Genomic DNA, 19,827 nt, shown 5'->3' with positions numbered 1-19,827 from the left:
ATTTTCTCTGCTTCGCGCTTTTTTCCTCTTAAAAGTTATCCTCATATTCTATATTTCGGGCTGAATTGGATTTATTTTTGGTGATGACTGCAATTTTTTTATAGGTGTGATAAACTTATGAACGGTTATTTTTGTGTTGCTGAAGGTGGTGGTATGGAATGGACACCGAACCTGGTAGTCATAGATGCCAGGAGCGATTAAATATCGAAAGTTCCATTGTGAGCTATATATTTCTTTGTGTGCTGGTTTCTTTGAGGTTTTGTGCCAGGGCCACTGCCTTTTCTGATATGTTGAATGCATCGAGTGTATTCTGAAAGCCTGGGCTAAACTCTGTTAACGGGCAACTGATACTTTCCTCTCTTTTTTATCTGCTGGCCCCGCAGCAGCCTTAAAGAATTCTAAAGTCCGTTCGAGGATAAGAATCGAATATTGCGATTTTCGATAAAGTTATTTTGAGCTTTTAAAAATTTTGCCATTGGAGGTGACACTCGTGGGAGAGCGAAACATTGTATCTTTTAAAGAGTCTGCTGAAGAAATGCTTGCTTCTCAAGACTATGAAGCTTTACGAGAATTATTAGAAGAACTGCACCCTTATGAGGTAGCGACACTGCTGGAAGAGTTAGAAGAACCAGAGCAACTAATAATTTTGGAGCTCATGCCTACAGATATGGCGGCGGAAACTCTGGAACATCTGGAGTATGAAGATCAATACCGGCTTCTTGACCATTTGGAAGATACCGTAGCCAGAAAAATAATCGCTGCGATGCCCAGTGATGTTATAGCAGACCTGGTTATGGCTATTCATCCCCACCAGGCCCAGAAAATTCTGGGAATGGTTCCTGAAGAGTATCTGCAAAAAATTGAATATCTTATGACTTACCCTGAAGATTCTGCAGGGGGCATAATGTCTCTGGAATACATTGCAGTGAGAGAACGCTGGACAGTTGAACGGGTGATCGAGCATTTCCGCAAAGTAGGCCGTAAAGAAAGTATTGCCAGCTACATTTATGTAGTTGACAACATTGGACAGCTGGTGGGAGTTGTGTCTCTAAAGGAATTGCTATTGAGTCATCCTAAAACGCCTATTTCGGAAATAATGCACACCAATGTGGTGGCTATACCGGTTGATGCTGACCAGGAAGAAGCGGCAAAACTCATGAGTCAGTATGATTTGCTGGTTCTTCCGGTTGTAGACAGCAGGGGACGCCTGGTGGGAGTTATTACCGCAGATGATATAATGGACGTTATTGAAGAAGAAAGTACTGAGGATATTCATAAGTTAGGGGGAAGTAAACCTCTGGATTTGCCTTACATGCACTCTAGTTTAATCACCCTTTTTAGTAAGCGAATTAACTGGTTGATTTTTCTCTTTGCTGTTCAGGCGGTAACCAGCAACATTCTCAAGCATTTTCAAAGTGTTTTAAGTAGTGTTGTAGCTCTTTCTTTTTTCATTCCTTTATTTACTGATACAGGTGGTAATTCAGGAACTCAGGCTTCTTCTTTGATTATCAGGTCTCTGGCTCTGGGTGAAGTCACAACTAAAGATGCAACGAGAATTTTGATTAAAGAGCTTCAGGTAAGTGCTATGCTGGGCGCTACGATGGGTATAGTCGGGTACTTTTTTGCCTGGGCTGTTGCTGGATCAGTAGAAATTGCTATCGCGGTGGCTATCACTCTTTTTGTGGTTTTAGTTGTAAGTTCAACTATAGGAGCAATGCTGCCGATAATAGGTAGCAAGCTGGGTATAGATCCAGCAGTATTTTCTGCTCCGCTCATTACTACAGTGGTAGATATTGTAGCGTTAACGCTTTACTTTAACATTGCTACCTTGATTTTAGGAATAAAGTAGTTTAATTGTTGTATCGTGATTATAAACTAAAGAGATCTAAGGTATCTTTATAACCCATATTTTTTTCTTGACCTCATAGGTAATCACAGGCTGTAAAATACAGCTTATTTTTTCTGTTCAGTTTAGAGGGGTGCGTTATACAACTTAATTTTCCATAGCTATAACCATTATTTAGTAAAATCTATTTATATACAAATCACGCTATATCCCCCTCGTGACATTTTCACAGACTATTGATAGAAAGCCTTGTTCGACTCTTGAAAAATTATTCGCTATCATTTATTATAGGAAGGTAAATTTTCGACTGAATGGTCAGTTAGGGAGGAAGACATTTATGCAGAAAATTTCTCAATGGATAGTTAAAAATGCTTGGCTAATTTTAATTGCTGTTTTAGTAGTTACTATTTTCTTCGGTTTTCAAGTAGTAAACGTTAAGTTTAAGGATGATGTTACTGAATATCTTCCCGAAGATGACCCGGAGATTTCCTTTTATAATTCTTTGAGTGACAAATTTGCTTCTTTCCAGAAGAAATCGATGATTGTAGCTCTGGAATTTGATGACCTTTTCACTCCTCACAATATGGAGCTCCTACAGGAAATAGTGGAATCGATAGAGGAGCTATCTTCAGTAAGAAGCATTTCTGCTCTAACCAACATGCCCAAAGTTATAGCGACTGATTTTGGCATAGAGGTAAGGGAAGTAGTGGAGGTTTTACCTCAAACTCCCGAAGAAGCAGAAGAGTTGCGTCGTGATTTAGAAGAAGACAAATTGATCTGGGGGAAAATGGTTACCGAAGATGGTAAGGGAACCATAATAGCAGTTTCTTTTTATGAGGCAGTAGACGAAGAAGAAGCAGTGGATGAAGTACGAGCGGTCTGCCGTCCTTATGAAGAGAAAGTTCAGATAACTTATTTCGGTCTCCCCATAATAATAGAACAGACTTCTTATGATGCTCAAAGAACTTTAAGAGTTCTGGCGCCTCTTTCTGGGTTATTATTGCTGCTCATTCTTTACTGGGGTTTCCGTTCTTTGCAGGGAGTTATTCTTCCTGTTTTCGTTGCTCTTTTAGCCTCCCTCTGGACTTTGGGATTAGCAGCACTAGTTGGGGAATCTCTTACCGTTGTATCTGCCACCCTTCCCGTTATCCTCTTAGCCATGGTTACCGCTTATGGTATTCATTTTGTTAACCGTTATTATGAAGAACGGTCAAGAATGGGGGGGGATGATGTTGTTAAAGTTACTCTGCAGGAAATTTTTATTCCCATCCTTCTCAGTGCCTTAACTACTATGGGTGGATTTATATCTTTGCTTTCCGCTGATATTAAACCTATTACTGAATTTGGACTTTATTCCACTCTGGGAATTTTCTTTGGTTTTCTCTTATCCACTTTTTTCTTGGGAGCCTTTTTTACCGTTTTTGTTCCCCGTCGCTTACCTCGTTATTATTCCCAGGAGGAAGAGGAGGATTCTCAAGACCTGATCGGCCGTTTCTTGCTTTTTATGGCTCGGGGAATTACCCACCATCGAAACCTGATAATTGCTATTATTGTAGTAGCACTGGCGGTTTTAACAATAGGAATTCCTCGCATTCAGGTGGAAACTACAGTAGAAGAGCAGATAGGAGTCAATCACCCTCTTACTAAATTATTGAAATATTTTCAAGAGCGCTTTGGAGGCACCAGTTATAACTATTTGTATATAGAAACAGAAAAAGTAAAAGAGCCCTTTGTTTTGAGAGAGATGATACGTATCTCCCGCTTTGCTGAACGCTATGAAACTTTTGCCGATCCTTCCTCGATAGCTGATTTCATTTGTAATTTGAATGAAGCTATGGATGGATGGAAAGCTATTCCTGATACCCGGGAAAAAGTGGAAAACCTGTGGTTTTTTGCTCAAGATAATAGCTTCATTCAAGACAGGATAAGTGAAGATGAGGATGCTACTTTAGTAGAGTTTAAAGCTCGAGAGACTACTTCCCGCCAGCTGGAGGAGGAAGTGGAAGCCTTAAAATCCTTCCTGGCTCAAAGACCTCAAGAAGTTAAGGTGGTGTCCATTACCGAAGAGGGAGCAGCAGAATATCTGGCTACCTCTATAGTGGAGGATTTGGAGATTTTTGGTTTATCTTTCTCTGATCCGGAAGCGGTAGAGCAAATGGTTTTCCAATTTATAGGGCAGCCTCTCCGTGATTTTATGGCTTTTGATGAGGAATTTGCTAAAAAAGTAGCCCATGATGCTTTTTTAGAAATTGAAGGTTTGGGGTTAGAAGAGGAAGAGGTTGAAGAGGCACTTCTTTCCTATTTTTCTCACCCGCATTTCTCGCTCTCTTCGGTTTTGGAGACCGATCTGGGGATTACCGAAGATGATGCTTTATATCTGGCTGAAGTTTTAGATTTATCCATGGAACGAGTAGCCCGGAATAATAAAGCCAGCGCTTTACGCCAGGAGATAGAAAATCTGGTGGGTCAAACCTTAGATAGCGATTTTGATTTTGTGTTTTACCAGATTCTTGATGAGTATGTTTTTCTTCCTCAAGAGAATGGAGACATCTTGGTTTATTACCAAATAACTGGAACACCCATCATTGCCAATCACATAAATCAGCAGCTCTTTACCCGGCAGATTGAAAGTTTAATCCTGGCTTTTGTCATTATCTACGTTTTGCTACTTTTGCAACTCCGCTCTGCTAAAAAGTCTCTTGTTGCTATCATTCCCATTTTGATGGCTGTTTACACTTCTTTTGGTCTCATGGGATTGTTGGGTATTCCTTTGAATACTGCCACCTTGATGGTAGCCAGTATTGCCATTGGAGCAGGAATTGATTACACTATTCATCTTACCTCTCGCTGGTATATGGAAGTGGAGAAAGGTTCTTCCAATCCTCTTCGCACCACTCTGGTGCATACGGGAAGAGGAATAGTGCTTAACTCGTTAGCCGTCTCAGGAGGGATTTATATTCTTACTCTCTCTCGTATTCGAATGCTTCGCATGTTTGGTGATCTAGTGGCTACGGTGTTGCTGGTTACCATGTTTTACACTTTAATGGTGTTACCGCTGCTTCTTCATGCAGCTGAATATGGTAATAATAAAAATAACAATAAAAAGAATAAAGACATGGAAAGGGGATGAATTTAATGAAAAAAATACTATCTTTGATGGTGTGGGGGTTAGTGATTTTAATTGGCGTTGTCCCGGCCTGGGCTATAACAGCAGATGAAATTCTGGATGAGGTAGAAGCCCGTACTGCAGAGTCTGAAACTCAAAAGGCAATAGCTAAAATGATTCTGGTAGATTCTAAAGGTAGGGAAGAAGTGAGAGAAGTGATTATGTATGCTAAAGACGAAGGAGAAGACGTTATTTCTATAATTGTTCGTTTTTTAAGCCCGGCAGACGTGAAAAATGTTACTCTCCTCAGCCTCGAAGGGGGAGAGAGCATGTATCTTTACATGCCGGCTTATAAGAAAGTGCGACGGATTGCCAGTTCAGAAAAAAGTGAGAAATTTATGGGCACCGACTTTACCTATGATGAGCTGGGAGGAAGCTACAGTCGAGAAGATTATGATTCTACTCTGATAGAAGAAACCGAGGAAATTTATAAGCTGGAACTTATTCCTCGGGATGAAGAATCTAGTTACTCTAAACTACTGATGGAAGTAGATAAAGAGAAGTTTTATTTCCGAAGGATTGAATTTTATGATAAAGACGGTAATCTGTGGAAAGTTATGGAGATCCTCGAGATAGAAGAAGAGGAAGACGGAACTATCACGGTTAATAAAATTGACCTTACTGATTTGAAGGAAAACCACAAAACCATCGTGGAGATGGAGCATATAGAAAGAGATATTCCTCTTCCTGACAACTTTTTCTCGGTGAGAACCATTCAGCGACCAGAGCTGTGAGGTGAGGGAAGGTGGATGGTAAAAGAATTTTGATTTTGGCGAGTTTTGGTTTACTCCTTTTTGCGCTTCCCCTGGTAGCGGGGGAAGCGAGTGAGATAACCGGAGAAGCTAAAATAGGAGCTTCTTACGATTTAGAGAAAGGTGAAAGTGCCTGGGGAGGAAGTCTAAATTTAAAATACGATACGTCTATATCTTCTAATTATTACTTTACTGCCGATCTTCTCCTCAGTTATCAGAGTGAGGGCTATCTTCAGCCGGTGATGATTAACGAGCTTTTCTTACAGGGAATAGAGACCCCCTCAGAAGAGGTGGACTTTCGCTTGGGGCTTCTCCAGTTGAGCTGGGGAGCCAGCGATATTATGAGCCCGGTTGATGTTATAAATCCCACTCCTTTCTCTTTGAGTTTTAGTGAAGATGCTCTGAAAAATAAAATTCCTGTTCCTGCCCTGGATTTAGAATGGTATCATTCCTGGGATTGGTCGCTGGAATTTTTCTATCAGCCTGATTTTGTGCCTAATTTTGTTCCTGAAGGGTTGGAAAAACAAATTTTAGCCTATGAGCTGGCTTCTTTACTCTCGCTCCCCCCTCAGAATTTGAGTTTGAGCTTAACTAAAGAGGAGCCATTGGTTGATTTTTCTCATCCTATCTGGGGAGTGAGAGCCCGAGGGATAGTAAGCAGCGTAGATGTGGCGGTGAGTTACTTGCAAGGTTATTATCTTTCTCCTTATCCTCGAGAAACCAATGTTTTTCTCGGGCTCGATGGAAGCAGCGTAGTAGATGTTACCATGGGCTATCCCCGAAGGAGTATGCTGGGTCTGGAGTTTCAGGGAGAATTTCCTCTTCTGGAGGGTTCTACTTTTCGAGGAGATATTGCTCTTTTTGTACCGGAGCGCTGGATAAATCGCATAAATATAACTCAGCCCTCTGGTGAAGTGATTTCTTATCCTCAAGAAGTTTTTCAAAATCCTTACTGGAAAGGAAGTCTGGGCATTGATTATACAACAGATAATAATACTCTGCTAAATTTAGTGTGGATGTGGGGTAACCCTTACGAAGAGGGAGAAGACATTTCTCCCTACCTTTTTCTGGCTGCAGAAAGACCCAGTGATGATAATAAATGGACTGCTTTGCTTACCTCAGGCGTGAGTCTTCAGGACGGAAGCATGGTAAACGTAGTAGGGCTCACTTATAAGCCAGAAGACGACTGGAACATTTCTCTTTCTTATTCTTTTTCTAGTGGAGCTCCGGGGAGTAAGTTAGCGGGGGTGGGGGATGGAGTGTTTTTAGGTGTAAAATACAGCTTTTAGGGTAAAGCTGAAGAGGCTTGGTATTTTAATACCGAAATTTAAGCCGATCCATATATTTATTAACTAATGTTGGGAGGTAAAGAATCCCTCTATGAGATAAGGTGTGGGTTTGTTAAAAGTTGGGTTTTGCAGGAGATAAAAACTACTCTGTCATCACAAAGACAGCTTTTCAAGCGAGGAGGGGTTAGATGGTAAGTAGGGGATTTAATCTTGGGGGGCCATGCAATTGAGGTGAATAAAAGAGAGAAAATATTAGAAGGGGCAAGAAAAGTTTTTGCCGAAAAGAGTTTTTTTGAAGCTACTTTAGAAGATATCTCCCTTCTTTCGGGAATTAAGAAGTCCACTATTTACTATTATTTTGATAGTAAATTAGAATTGCTGTTGGAAATTGTCGATGAAATTATTCAGCGTGCAATAGAGAGCATCGCCGATATTCCTTTTTCTTTGAGTCCTCGGGAAACTTTGGAGAGAGTTATCGAGGGGTATTTTACTTTTTTTCACCAGGAAAGAGACTCTATTTTAATTTTTCGGCGGGTGGGCTATGATTTTTTTGCCCATCCTGAAGCACTTCAAGAGCTTCGCCAATCTTTTCAAAAATTTCGAGAAATAAGAGAAAGCTTGGGAAAACGAATTGGTGTCTTAAAAACCCAAAGAGGAAACGAAATAGATGGTACAGAAATTATTCGCATAATTTTATCTAGCATTACTGCTTACTGGATAGAAGAGATAGTCGAAGGAAGAGAAATAAAATTAGAAGATAAAGAAATTTTTAAAGATATTTTTACTTCTTTTATAAAAGAAGGTAATAATGGGAAGGCAAAGAGGCTGTCGGTAGCTGAGCCTTAAAAGATTTTACAGTTAGTTTTACTAAAAACTCAAAGAATTTTTTGTCAGGGTATTGCCAAAATGCCTTAATCCCGTTAAAGTATTGCTCAATAAGGTAGGTGAAAGCGATGAAGGTAGCAGAGCGAGTCAAAAAAGCCTCTCAACTTAAAGACTGGGTAGCAGATAGGGTTTTTAGATTAAAAGGAGAAGGAGCCTTTGAAGTCCTGGCGAAGGCACAGAAGCTGGAAAAACAAGGTAGGGAAATAATACATCTGGAGATAGGAGAACCAGATTTCGATACACCCATAAATGTCAAGGAGAAAGCTATACAGGCTATTCAGGATGGGTCAACCCATTATGTTCCTTCTGCAGGAATTGATGAGCTGAGAGAAGCAGTATGTGTTTATTTACGAAAAAGTCGAGGTATTGAAGTTTTCCCTGAAGAAGTAGTGATAACTCCGGGGGCTAAACCAGTTATTTTCCTGAGTTTTCTTCTTTTATTGGAAGAAGGGGATGAAGTTATTTATCCCGATCCTGGTTTCCCTGCCTACTCTTCTATTATTGAGTTTATAGGCGCGAAGGCAGTACCGCTGCGTCTCAGAGAAGAGAATGGATTTAGAGTGGACGTAGATGAGCTGAGGAGCCTTATTACCAGCAAAACTAAGATGATAGTGATTAACTCTCCCCATAACCCCACAGGTTCAGTTCTGAGCGAGGAGGATATAGAAGCAATTGCCCGATTAGCTCAGGAAGAAGATTTACTGGTGTTTACCGATGAGGTCTATAGTGAAATTATTTATGATCAAAAACACGTGAGCATTTTGCAATTTCCGGGTATGAAAGAAAGAACCGTAATGCTGGATGCTTTTTCTAAAAGTTTTGCTATGACTGGTTGGAGATTGGGATACGCTGTTTTACCTGAGGAGTGGGCAAGGTTTCTCTCTCTTTTAGTTACTAATTCTAATTCTTGCACCTGTACTTTTACTCAGATAGCCGGGGTAGAAGCTCTTTTGAATGGGGAAGAATCGGTGCAGGTTATGGCTCAAGAGTTTCGTCGACGGAGAGATTTTATGGAGAAGAGAATAGCCCAGATTGAAGGGATAAAAATAATTAAACCTCAGGGAGCTTTTTATTTCTTTCCTAATATTACTTCTTTTGGTTTGAGCTCTAAGGAGCTGGCTGATTATCTTTTAAAAGAGGGTGGAGTAGCGGTTTTACCCGGAACTTCTTTTGGTCATTATGGAGAAGGTTACCTGAGAATATCATTTGCTAACTCTCTAGAAAATTTGGCTCGTGCTATGGATAAAATGGAAGAGGCACTTAATAAACTTACGAAAAGAGGAGGAAGAAAATGATGAGGATTGTCTTATCTAACTTCAGGAGAAAGGGAGATGTTTTGAATCGAGCAGAAGAACAGATTGTTTTGCAAAAAATTATAGATCTTCTTTATGTAGAAGGTTTAGAGTTTGATTTGAAGATTGAAGACATAGAATCGGTTGATTGATTAGATAATAAACCCAGTTGAGAAAATAGGATTCCCCCCAATATAAGGGCACACCCCGCTATAGTCCGGGGTGTGAATTTTTCCTGCCAGAGAAAATAAGAAAAGATAGCAGCAAATACCGGCTCAGAAGCAAATATTAATCCAGCGTGTATGGAAGAGGTGTGTTTTTGAGCTCTCTTTTGTAAGGTAAAAGCTAAAGCTGTGGCAAATATTCCTAAAAATAAAATGCTTCCCCATTCTCTCCCAGAAAAGCAGGGATTCATGTTTTGGTGGAATAGAATTCCAAACACTAAACTCAAAAGGGTTACCGTTCCCATCTCTATGGTGGCAAGGGGTAAGCTTTCATTTTCTTTAGTGAACTTTTCTACTAATACTATCTGTAAAGCATAGGCAGCTGCTCCTAGGAGGGTGAGGAAATCACCGAGGAGAAAAATAGATTTTGTTTCTCCTTTTTGCCAGGCTAAAAGCCCCAGTCCAAAGAGAGATATTATGGTTCCCACTATCGAAAACTGGTCAATTGAGGATTTAAGAAGTAAAAAGGCCAAAGGGGGTACGAGTATCACACTTAGGCCAGTTATAAAAGCAGAGCGAGCTGGAGTGGTGTATATCAATCCCCAGGTTTGAAATAAATAACCGGCAAAAAGACACATTCCTAAGGAAACACCGCTAACCCAATCAATTTTATGCCATTTGGAGAAAAGAGAAATTAGAAGAAGTAAGAAAGTGGCGATAGCAAATCTCCAGAAGAGAATAGCGAGAGGAGGAACGCTCTCTAGGAGATTCTTCATGGTGACAAAGGTAGCTCCCCATATCAGATTGACTAAAAGGAGAGAGATATCAGACTTGATGATTAGTAGATTAGAACCTTCTTCTCTCATGAATAATAGTATATACTACTTATCAATGGAGAAAAAGCCTCAGTTATAGTTAACCACAAAAATCATTGTGATGTTCTTTACTTGATGAGGAATCATTCTTCAAGGGTTGTCGTATGGGTTTTACTGCCTTTCCGGATTATCTTTCTGAAGGTCTCCTTACTTTTCCTGTGGTAACCTAATATCTTCTTATGAGAACCCAAAAATAGACTGTCCAGCGCAAAAAGAGATGCATTTCTTCCCTCTGTGCCGGGTGCTTTTCTGGCATAGTTTTTAATTATTTTTCTTGCTTTCTTATATTTTAGTTTTTACATCTAAATTAGGTACTATGTTTTTCTCTCCCTAAGTTAGTTTTTGTCTTTTATATTTTTCATTGTCTTTTTTCGCTTTTTATCAGAGAGTTATAAGGGTGATTTATTCCCCTTATAACTCTCTTTTGTCATTCTCGAGCGCTTTTCTCTGGAATCCAGATGTTTTCTTCCTTAAATAATTTAGGCCCCGGCTTAAAAATTGCCGGGGTGACGAATGAGGAGAGTTTTTGCAGCGACAGAAAAAAACAGCAATTCTTCAACCCGTCATCGCGAGGCTGAAAAAGATGCTCTTTCTTCCTCGGTAGTTTCATCTTTATGTTCTTGTTTTACGTTTTTAATTTTTTTCTCCTTCAGGGGTTATAGGGGAAAGCATTCCCCCTATTGCCGGGTTCATAAGGGCTCTCATAGTATGCCATTAGTATCAGGCGGGGCTCGTGATGATGGTTAATTACAATGGATTTTGTGGTTAACTATAAACTCTCAAAACTCAAGAGAAACTGATAAACGATCTTCTTAAAAAAGAAATATTTATCATAAACTTTTTTCTTCTTTGTATCCTAATAAATGCTACTTTAGTTTTAAGACGTCAATAAGGATAACTCTTCCTAGCTGGTTCAATTCTTTCCGTAATGTTTTCTGGAAAGCCAGGAAATCTGTTCTCCTTCTAGGGTACGGAAAATAATTTCCATTTTTTCTCAATCCTACAAATATTGGCTATGTTATATTTATGAGTGATTTGTGTATTTTACAAATATACACCAATAAGACCGGATAATGAGGTCTCTTTTTTCCTCTTTTTTTAATATTTCTTCTTAAAACCTCTGTAATAAGTTCATACTGTCCAAGTTTAGAAGGGAAAGTTGAAAAAGATAAGGGGGAAATATATAATAAAAACAATATCAAATGGTTTTTAAGAGATCAGCGAAGGGGGTCAAAAATGTTTTTGGAATGTTAAATTCCGTAAACTAAACATCAGAAAAGGAGGGTTATATTAATGAAGAGTTTCAAGTTTTTACCTTTGATTTTGGTGTTCATTTTGGTGTTTTCCTCTATTTCTGCAGCCCAAACTCCCGAGATTACTATCTGGTGCTCTGAAAAACAGGTAGATATCCTCCAGAAATTAGGTGAAGAGTTTAAAGCGGAATATGGTGTTAGCGTGAACGTCCAGTATGTAGAGTTTGGTTCTATAAAGCCCAATTTCCTGACCGCTGCTCCTCAAGGAAAAGGAGCAGATATTATCGTGGGAGCTCACGATTGGGTGGGAGAACTGGTGATCAACGGACTTCTGGAACCTGTTCCCCCTTTTGAAGGTCAAGAGACCTTTTACTCTACAGCCCTGGATGCCTTCAGCTACGGGGGTAACCTTTATGGACTACCCTACAGCATGGAAGCCATAGCTCTAATTTATAACAAGGAATACGTTGAGGAACCTCCAAAGAACATGGAAGAATTAATCAATATAGCTAAAAGAATAGATGCCACCTATAAAGGAGAGGTAAGAGGGTTTATAACCAGCGCAGCTGAGTTTTATTATGCAGCTCCATTCATACTCGGTTCTGGAGGATACGTATTCAAAGAAACCCCCGAAGGACTTGATGTAACTGACATCGGTCTTGCCAGTCCCGGAGCAATAAAAGGAGCAGAACTCTGGAAAAGATTAGTAGACGAAGGAATTTTGACCACCGGAGATAACTACGAAATTATGGACTCTCTGTTTAAAGAGGGAAAGGCAGCAATGATTATAAATGGACCATGGGCGGTGAAAGCCTACAAAGACGCAGGTATAGACTATGGTGTAGCGCTGATTCCTGACCTTGAAGAAGGTCTTCCAGCCAAACCTTTTGTAGGTGTTCAAGGTTTTATGATTAACGCTAAATCTCCCAACAAAGTTTTAGCCAGAGATTTTCTTGTTAATTTTATAGCCACCAAAGATACTATGCATAAGATATATCTGGCAGATCCCCGGCTTCCTTCAAGAGAAGATGTTCTCTCCCTTGTAGAAGATGACCCAGATATCGTGGGCTTTACTCAAAGCGCAGCTAATGGAACCCCCATGCCCAATGTTATGGAGATGGCAGCGGTATGGGGAGCTATGAATGATGCCCTCAACCTCATTATCAACGGAAAAGCTTCACCAGAAGATGCTCTTATTAATGCTGTAGAAACCATAAAAGCTCAAATAGGAAAGTAAGTCTTCCCTTTGTGAGCCTGAAGAAACCTCTTCAGGCTCACAAAGCTATCCGGAGGGAGAAGATTTAAATTAAAATTGTCAAGGTTTTTTTGTGGCTTCTACTGATAGCATTCAATGCCCTGTTCATAGGGGCAGGAGTATATCTCGTTCAAAACTCCTATTACGAGCTGGGAGCCATACTTTTTATTGCTTCTTTCCTTATAGATCTTTTTATTATCAATCCCCGGGCTTACCCTTACCGGTACACAATTCCCGCTCTTATTTTTCTTCTTTTGCTGGTTGTATATCCCATCTGTTTTACCATTAAAACTGCTTTTACCAACTACGGTACAGGACACATCTTTACTAGGCAAGAAGCAGTAGAAAGACTTCTGTATGACCCGAACTACACTTATACAGAAAGCGAAGAAGCAATAGGTTTTAAGGTTTTCTCCGTTTTTGAAGATTCAAAACCCACTGATGACTTCATTTTATTATTTGATATAAACGGAGAACTTTATCTTGGTGACGTGCCTTCCCCCTCTAAACAGAGAGGTAAAGAAATCCTTTTAAGGGAAGGTAAAACTTATAAAGTCACTTCTGAAGAGGTAAGTGTAGATGGAAAGGTCTTCAAACTTTCTCCCTTTCCTGAATCCTTAGAAAATATAAACATGATTGTATCTGCAGATAAAGAGTACAAATCCCTTTACGCTCTCGATGACCCTGCTCTACAAAAGAATACTTACCACTTTATCATGTTAGTTCAAAAGTATCTGGCAAATGCAGAGTATTTGAATCAAGACCAGGGAAAAATCATTGGAATTAGAGTAGACACAGATGGTAAATGGAAATTTTTCTTTGTGGAAAGGCTTTACCGGTTAGCATACCGAGAAATAGAAGAGGATGGAAAAGTTAGCCAGAAAATGGTAATCGTAAATACTCGAACCAACGAACCCCTTATTGAAGATAAAGGTTCTTTCTATGATATAGATGAAAATGGTAACCAGGTATTTTTGATGGGATATACTGCCTGGGTAGGACTGGAAAACTTCCTTCGGATATTTACCGATAAAAGGATTTCTGGTCCTTTCATGAATATATTTGTCTGGACCATTATGTGGTCTTTATTCAGCGTACTTCTTTCTTTTCTCATAGGATTGGTCTTCGCTTTAGCACTGAACAACGAAAGATTAAGAGGGAGAAACGTTTACCGGACTCTTCTTATAATTCCCTGGGCTGTTCCCTATTTTATCTCCGTTTTAACCTGGAAAAATGGAATACTCAATGAAACATATGGAATACTCAATAAAATAATACTTCCCTTTTTAGGCCTTGACCCGGTTAAATGGTTTAACGATCAGTACTGGGCAAAATTAGCATGCATCATTGTAAACACCTGGCTTACTTTCCCCTATATGATGACCATTTCTTTAGGGGCTTTGCAATCCATCCCTGATGAGCTTTATGAAGTGGCAGCCATAGACGGTGCTGGAAAATGGCAGAATTTCCGGCATATAACTTTCCCTCTACTTTTGACGGTCGTGGCACCCCTGCTCATAAGCAGCTTTGCTTTTACCTTTAATAACTTCACTCTCATATATTTGCTGAATTCAGGTGGCCCTCCTATGGTTGGCGCTACCACCCCTGCCGGTCATACTGACATTTTAATCTCCTATGTTTATAAGCTTGCCTTTGAAGGGAGAGGTCAAGAATTTGGCTTTGCCAGCGCTATTTCTGTCATCATATTTGTCCTGGTGGGAGGGATAAGTCTCCTGAATTTCAAGATTTCTGGAGCTTTCGAAGAGATAAGGAATGAATAGACAATGATAGAAAAGAGAAGACCCTTTTTAACTCATATAATTCTCTGGATTCTCATACCGGTAATTCTTTTCCCTATCATCTGGATAGTTTCTACTTCTATAAGAAGAGACGAGGCTATCTTTTCCACCAAACTTTTTTCCTCCCGAGTGAGTCTGCAAAATTACCGAGACCTGATAGCTCCAGAAAAGAATATACCTGCTCTGGTGCAAGAAATGCAGAGTCTGATTTTGAGAACTTCTCCCTACGACAGCTGGGAAGAGAAAAGGTTGAAAGAGGTCCTGCTCGAGGATATAGAAGCTTTCAAAGGTTATTTACAAGAAACCCGGGATAGATATGAAAGAGCTCAAAGTTCTTTTGATAACATAAATTTAGCACTTTCTTCCCGGAGCAATAACATAAAAGAGGAGGTTCTTGTATCTCTCCGAGAGTTAAAAGAATACCTGGAGAAAAATGTTCCTGTTGAGGAATCAAACGAAGAAAACTTAAAAATAGTGCTTTATCAGCTTCTTTACCCTGAGAGTTATAACTCAAAACTATTTATTTATTTAAAGGAAGACCTGGAAAAGGTTTCCGATTACCATATTAACTCACCCGAAGATTATGAAAAAGCCCTCTCTGCGCTGGAAAAAACTTACCAGATATCTCTGGGCAGCCTAACTGAATTAGCTCAGTTAGAAAAAAAGTTAGAAGAAAATTCAAGAAATTACGGTATAGCAAGAACAGAATATGAGAAGATAGAGGAAGAAATCTTATCTATAAGCCAGATTCTAAATTCAGAGGTAAAATCGGAAATAACTTCACTTTTAGAAGAATTGAAAGCTGTAGAAATCATCAAGAATACAGAAAATAAGCTTGTGTCGCTCAGCAAAGACACCTCTCCTGGCGCTTTTACTCCTCCATCGTTAGAAGTACTGAACCTATTAATAGAAAATTTGAGCAAATATCCTGACTTTTATGAGTTGAGCAATAGTCTGAGAGAAATTTCCTCTTATCTTGCCAGTTATGAGGAAACCGCAGAGGGTAATCTGGCTTCACCATATCTGGTTCTGGAGAATTTATATATAGAAACATCTCCTCTCCTCAGCAGACTGGAAAAAAATGTAAACGATATTCAAGAAGCAGAAAAAAACCTCATTGCCTTAAAAGAGGAAAATACTCTTCTTAAAAACCAGCAGGAGCTCCTCCGGGAGGGGATAAAAAAGGTAGAGGAAACTCTTATTCCGGCCACCAGAGCTGAACAAGTTCAGATATTTATTAAAAAGATAGAGGAACAAATAGCAGGCATAGAAGAGGTCACAAAGTTCGAGGAGCTTGTAAGTTACTGTGTTTCCATTACCAAGGACCTCTTAAACTTTGTTACCTCGTACATCATGGATTTTGGCGAAGATAACCTGAGTTCACAAATAGAAGCTACAACAAATAAACTGAGCTGGTTTAACGACTACAGCACTTTTTCAGATAGATTTAATAAATTTTCTAAAAACTTAGACACTCCTTTAGAGAAAAGCAATTCCTTGATTTCCGACTTTGAGAAAAAATGGGCAGATTTGCTCAGAGCCTCTCTGAATGGTGAGAAAGTAAGCGTCAGGGAGCTGGATGAGTTATATAATATTATAAAAACTGACTACGTTAATATGGTAGGCTCTAATATCAGCGTCGTTTCTCGAAAAGCAGGAGATTTAATGGATACCATACCCTATCGAGAGCTCAAGAAAGACCTGAACAGCGTGGATAAAGAGCTATTTAGAATAAACCAGATATGGACGCAAAAAACTAAACACTATTTCCTGAGATGGGTTAAAAATTCTATAGTAGTAGCAGGCGTTGCTGCCCTGATTACCACTTTCGTATGTTCTCTTGCTGCTTATCCTTTCAGCAGGATGAGATTCTGGGGAAGAAAGTATGGAATTCTGGCTATGCTTCTCATTCAGATGTTCCCCAGTGCCGTCTATATGATTGCCGTCTACAGCCTCTTGAACCTTCTGGGAAAGTTCATTCCCTTATTAGGACTTGATACTCTAACCGGCCTCACTTTTATTTATCTGGGAAATATTGCCTATAATGTGTATTTAATAAAGGGGTACTATGACACTATCCCCAGCTCTCTTGAAGAATCAGCCATGATTGATGGTGCCACAAGATTTCAAACTTTTTATAAGATAGTGATACCCCTTGCTCTGCCTATTCTCACCGTGGTCGTGATTCTCACTTTCATGAATATCTTCAATGAGTTTGTTTTTGCTCGAATAATATTGCAGGATGCCAAGAATTACACTTATGCCATAGGCTTGTGGACTTTCTCCAGCGGTCCTTACCAGACCGAATGGGGCCTTTTTACTGCTGCTGCCCTTCTGGGGATGTTACCCATGACTGTATTATTTCTCTCTCTTCAGAAATACATAGTTAGCGGCCTTACTAAAGGCGCGGTTAAGGGATAAAAGTGACTGATAAAATTTTTCGCTGGATAGGTTTAATTTCTACGATAGGGTTGGGGAGCTTGCTGATAATGGGATTTCCTGGTAGTCAGATAATGGCAAATCATGTAGAGAATTTATCCCCCGATTTCATAAAAGGTGTGGATATATCTATGCTTTTTGAGGTGGAAGCAAATGGGGGTAAATTCTACGATAACGGTATAGAAAAAGATGCTCTGCAAATACTCAAAGACTACGGGGTGAACTGGATAAGAGTAAGAATATGGAATGACCCTACCGATGAAAATGGGAAACCACTGGGAGCGGGAAATTGTGACTATATAAAGATGACCGAACTGGCTCGAAGAGCGAAAACACTGGGAATGAAAGTGTTAGTAGACTTTCACTACAGTGATTGGTGGGCCGACCCGGGGAAACAGAATAAACCAGATTCCTGGAAAAATTTAGAAGGGGCAAGTTTAGCAAACGCAGTAGCAGACTTTACCTATGAGGTTCTTAAATACATGGAAGATAATGACGCCTTACCCGATATGGTGCAACTGGGAAATGAAGTTAATAACGGGTTTTTATGGCCTGACGGAAAAATCGCTGGCGAGGGCGGATTTGATAGCTTCGTAACTCTTTTTAATGCCGGAGCACAGGCAGTGAGAAAAATCAGTAAAGATACCAAAATTGCCCTGCATCTTGCTGAAGGAGGAAATAGTGATTTATTCGAATGGTTCCTGGGAAATGTCACAACGAGAGGCATAGACTTTGATGTGATAGGAATTTCCTATTATCCTTACTGGCATGGCACTCTTGAAGAGCTTAAATCAAATCTCAACAATATCGAGAAGTATGGCAAGGAAATAGCTATTTTTGAAACCGCCTACGCCTGGACACTCGAAGATGCTGATGGACATCCCAATATTTTTGGCCCGGATATGGAAATCACAGGAGGATATAAGGCCACTCCCCGGGGGCAAGCAACTGCAATCAGAGAAATAATGGAAGCCGTAGCTCAAGTTACCAGTGGAAGGGGGCTGGGAATATTTTACTGGGAAGGCTGCTGGATACCGGTAAAAGGAGCAGGCTGGAAATTCGGCGAAGGAAATCCCTGGGAAAATCAGGCTTTATTCGATTTTAAGGGCCATGCTCTGCCCTCCCTCCGGGTCTTTAATCTTATTTATGAAGAGGACTATATAGAACCGGAACTTAGAGAAATTATTTCTCCCTTAAATATAAAAATTTCCCTGGGAGAAAGTCCTGCACTTCCAGAGAAAATAAAAATTTTATTCAGCGATGACTCTATAAGGTCTCTTCCGGTAAAGTGGGAGCATATAGAAGAAGAATTCCTTACCTCACCTGGTGAGTTTCAAGTTGAGGCAGAGGGTCGAATAAAGTTTGCTTATTCTGGTAAAATATAAAGGATAATTTTCAGTAGAAAGTTATAAAATTCACTCAGTTTATTATAAGTCTCTAAAACAAAAAGGGAGGATAAAATGCTGGGAAGAGAAAGAGCTCTAATGTCACTGAATCATCAGGTTCCGGATAGAATTCCTCTGGATTTAGGGAGTACTAACTGTACTACTATGACCAAAGTGGCTTATGATAATTTAAAGAAATATTTAGGAATAGAAAGAGAAACTCGGTTTATGATGGAGAATTTTCAAATTGTTTTTATTGATGAAGAAGTGCTCCAGATTCTGGAAATAGATACTCGGGGTGTTCATCCCCGGCCAGTTTTTTTCAAAAATATGGTGGATGATAGAACCTATTTTAATGAATTTGGTATCAAGTATCATATGCCCGAGGAAGGTCTTTACTATGATATGGTAGAACACCCTCTAGCCGGAAAAAGCATAGAAGAGCTAAAAGATTACGAGTGGCCAGACCCGGCCAGAACTATGGATCTCTCGGGAGTGAGGGAAAGAGCAAAGAATCTTAAAGAGAGCAACAAGTATCTTCTGGTAGGAGATATGATTGATACCGGTATTTTTGAACCTTGCTGGTATCTCCGGGGCTTTGAAAATTTTTTGGTGGACCTTTTGACCGACCAGGATTTCGTTACTACCCTGTTAGAGGGGATGTACAATTATCAACTAAAAAGGTATTCTCTTTTTCTCCAGGAAGCAGGAGAGTTTCTAGACGTGGTTTTTGTAGGAGATGACTTAGCTACTGCTGAAAGTGTAATTATGAGTCCCAAAACCTATCGAGATATAATTAAACCTTATCACAAGGAGTATTTCAAAAATTTAAAAAAGCTGGCTCCTCATGCTCGGCTTCTCTATCACTCCTGTGGAAGTATTTTTTCTTTTATTCCCGATTTAATAGAGGTGGGAGTAGATATCTTAAATCCGGTTCAGGTTTCGGCTCAGAATATGGATACTAAAGTATTAAAGGAAAAGTTCGGGGGGGAACTCTCTTTCTGGGGAGCAATAGACACCACCCGGGTTCTTCCTCGAGGAACTAAAAAAGAGGTAAAAGAAGAGGTAAGGAAAAGAATAGATGATCTGGGTCCGGAAGGGTATATTTTAACTTCAGTGCATGATATTCAGCCTGATGTTCCTCCGGAAAATGTAATAACTATGTTTGAAGAAGCCAGAAATTACGGGGTTTTTCTCTCTCACTGAGAAGGTTGATACGGGTGGTCTTATCCGAGGGCAGAGAATCATTCTCTCTCCGGGAAAAAGTGCAAAAAAGAGCGGAAAAACTTTCTCCTGCTACTTTAATACTTTCAGGTTTTATTCTTATCATTTTGAGTGGAACATTTGTTCTGCTTTTGCCGTTTATGGTGAACCCGGGAAATAAATTGCGTTTCATAGATGCTTTATTTACTGCTACTTCTGCTACT

13 protein-coding genes and 1 pseudogene are annotated in these 19,827 nt (G+C 39.8%); 13 read left to right on the top strand and 1 reads right to left on the bottom strand.

Annotated elements, in window-relative coordinates:
- Nucleotides 1-490: 490 nt before the first annotated feature.
- The 7 genes from mgtE to GXZ17_RS05945 all read left to right on the top strand — a co-directional run bounded on the left by mgtE (nt 491) and on the right by GXZ17_RS05945 (nt 9,382).
- A complete protein-coding gene (gene mgtE, locus GXZ17_RS05975; protein WP_409376379.1) occupies nt 491-1,849 on the top strand; it encodes a magnesium transporter in 1,359 nt (452 codons plus the stop codon).
- A gap of 334 nt (nt 1,850-2,183) precedes the next feature.
- Nucleotides 2,184-4,976 (top strand): efflux RND transporter permease subunit, encoded by a 2,793-nt coding sequence (locus GXZ17_RS05970; protein WP_409376378.1) that lies wholly within the window; start codon nt 2,184-2,186, stop codon nt 4,974-4,976.
- A gap of 5 nt (nt 4,977-4,981) precedes the next feature.
- On the top strand, nt 4,982-5,746 hold the full coding sequence (locus tag GXZ17_RS05965; RefSeq protein ID WP_409376377.1) for an outer membrane lipoprotein-sorting protein: 765 nt from the start codon (nt 4,982-4,984) through the stop codon (nt 5,744-5,746).
- 11 nt (nt 5,747-5,757) lie between these two features.
- Entirely contained in the window at nt 5,758-7,053 is a 1,296-nt protein-coding gene (locus GXZ17_RS05960; RefSeq protein ID WP_409376376.1) for a DUF1302 family protein, read from the top strand.
- Nucleotides 7,054-7,284: 231 nt separating this feature from the next.
- Complete coding sequence (locus GXZ17_RS05955; protein ID WP_409376375.1) at nt 7,285-7,899, top strand: TetR/AcrR family transcriptional regulator; 615 nt, start codon at nt 7,285-7,287, stop codon at nt 7,897-7,899.
- A 107-nt stretch (nt 7,900-8,006) separates the two neighbouring features.
- A complete protein-coding gene (locus GXZ17_RS05950) occupies nt 8,007-9,233 on the top strand; it encodes a pyridoxal phosphate-dependent aminotransferase (RefSeq protein WP_409376374.1) in 1,227 nt (408 codons plus the stop codon).
- Nucleotides 9,230-9,382 (top strand): hypothetical protein, encoded by a 153-nt coding sequence (locus tag GXZ17_RS05945; protein WP_409376373.1) that lies wholly within the window; start codon nt 9,230-9,232, stop codon nt 9,380-9,382. Before GXZ17_RS05950 ends, GXZ17_RS05945 begins: the two co-directional genes overlap by 4 nt.
- Here GXZ17_RS05945 and GXZ17_RS05940 read toward each other — a convergent pair.
- Nucleotides 9,325-10,260: a DMT family transporter gene (locus GXZ17_RS05940; protein WP_409376372.1), complete on the bottom strand. Its 936-nt coding sequence runs from the start codon at nt 10,258-10,260 to the stop codon at nt 9,325-9,327. The genes GXZ17_RS05945 and GXZ17_RS05940 overlap by 58 nt on opposite strands.
- A gap of 1,302 nt (nt 10,261-11,562) precedes the next feature.
- Here GXZ17_RS05940 and malE point away from each other — a divergent pair.
- The 6 genes and pseudogenes from malE to GXZ17_RS05910 form a co-directional block, all read left to right on the top strand.
- Nucleotides 11,563-12,759: a maltose/maltodextrin ABC transporter substrate-binding protein MalE gene (malE, locus tag GXZ17_RS05935; protein ID WP_409376371.1), complete on the top strand. Its 1,197-nt coding sequence runs from the start codon at nt 11,563-11,565 to the stop codon at nt 12,757-12,759.
- A gap of 89 nt (nt 12,760-12,848) precedes the next feature.
- Nucleotides 12,849-14,558 (top strand): ABC transporter permease subunit, encoded by a 1,710-nt coding sequence (locus GXZ17_RS05930; RefSeq protein ID WP_409376370.1) that lies wholly within the window; start codon nt 12,849-12,851, stop codon nt 14,556-14,558.
- A gap of 3 nt (nt 14,559-14,561) precedes the next feature.
- On the top strand, nt 14,562-16,997 hold the full coding sequence (locus GXZ17_RS05925) for an ABC transporter permease subunit (RefSeq protein ID WP_409376369.1): 2,436 nt from the start codon (nt 14,562-14,564) through the stop codon (nt 16,995-16,997).
- Nucleotides 16,998-16,999: 2 nt separating this feature from the next.
- Nucleotides 17,000-18,400, top strand: coding sequence for a glycosyl hydrolase 53 family protein (locus GXZ17_RS05920; RefSeq protein ID WP_409376368.1), 1,401 nt, complete (start codon nt 17,000-17,002; stop codon nt 18,398-18,400).
- A 75-nt stretch (nt 18,401-18,475) separates the two neighbouring features.
- Entirely contained in the window at nt 18,476-19,606 is a 1,131-nt protein-coding gene (locus GXZ17_RS05915) for a uroporphyrinogen decarboxylase family protein (protein ID WP_409376367.1), read from the top strand.
- A 14-nt stretch (nt 19,607-19,620) separates the two neighbouring features.
- Nucleotides 19,621-19,827, top strand: a pseudogene (locus tag GXZ17_RS05910) (hypothetical protein); the annotation flags it as partial.

Source organism: Candidatus Sordicultor fermentans (assembly GCF_012728195.1).
Classification (GTDB): domain Bacteria; phylum Atribacterota; class Atribacteria; order Atribacterales; family Caldatribacteriaceae; genus Sordicultor; species Sordicultor fermentans.
This window is presented reverse-complemented; position numbering and strand designations above follow the sequence as displayed.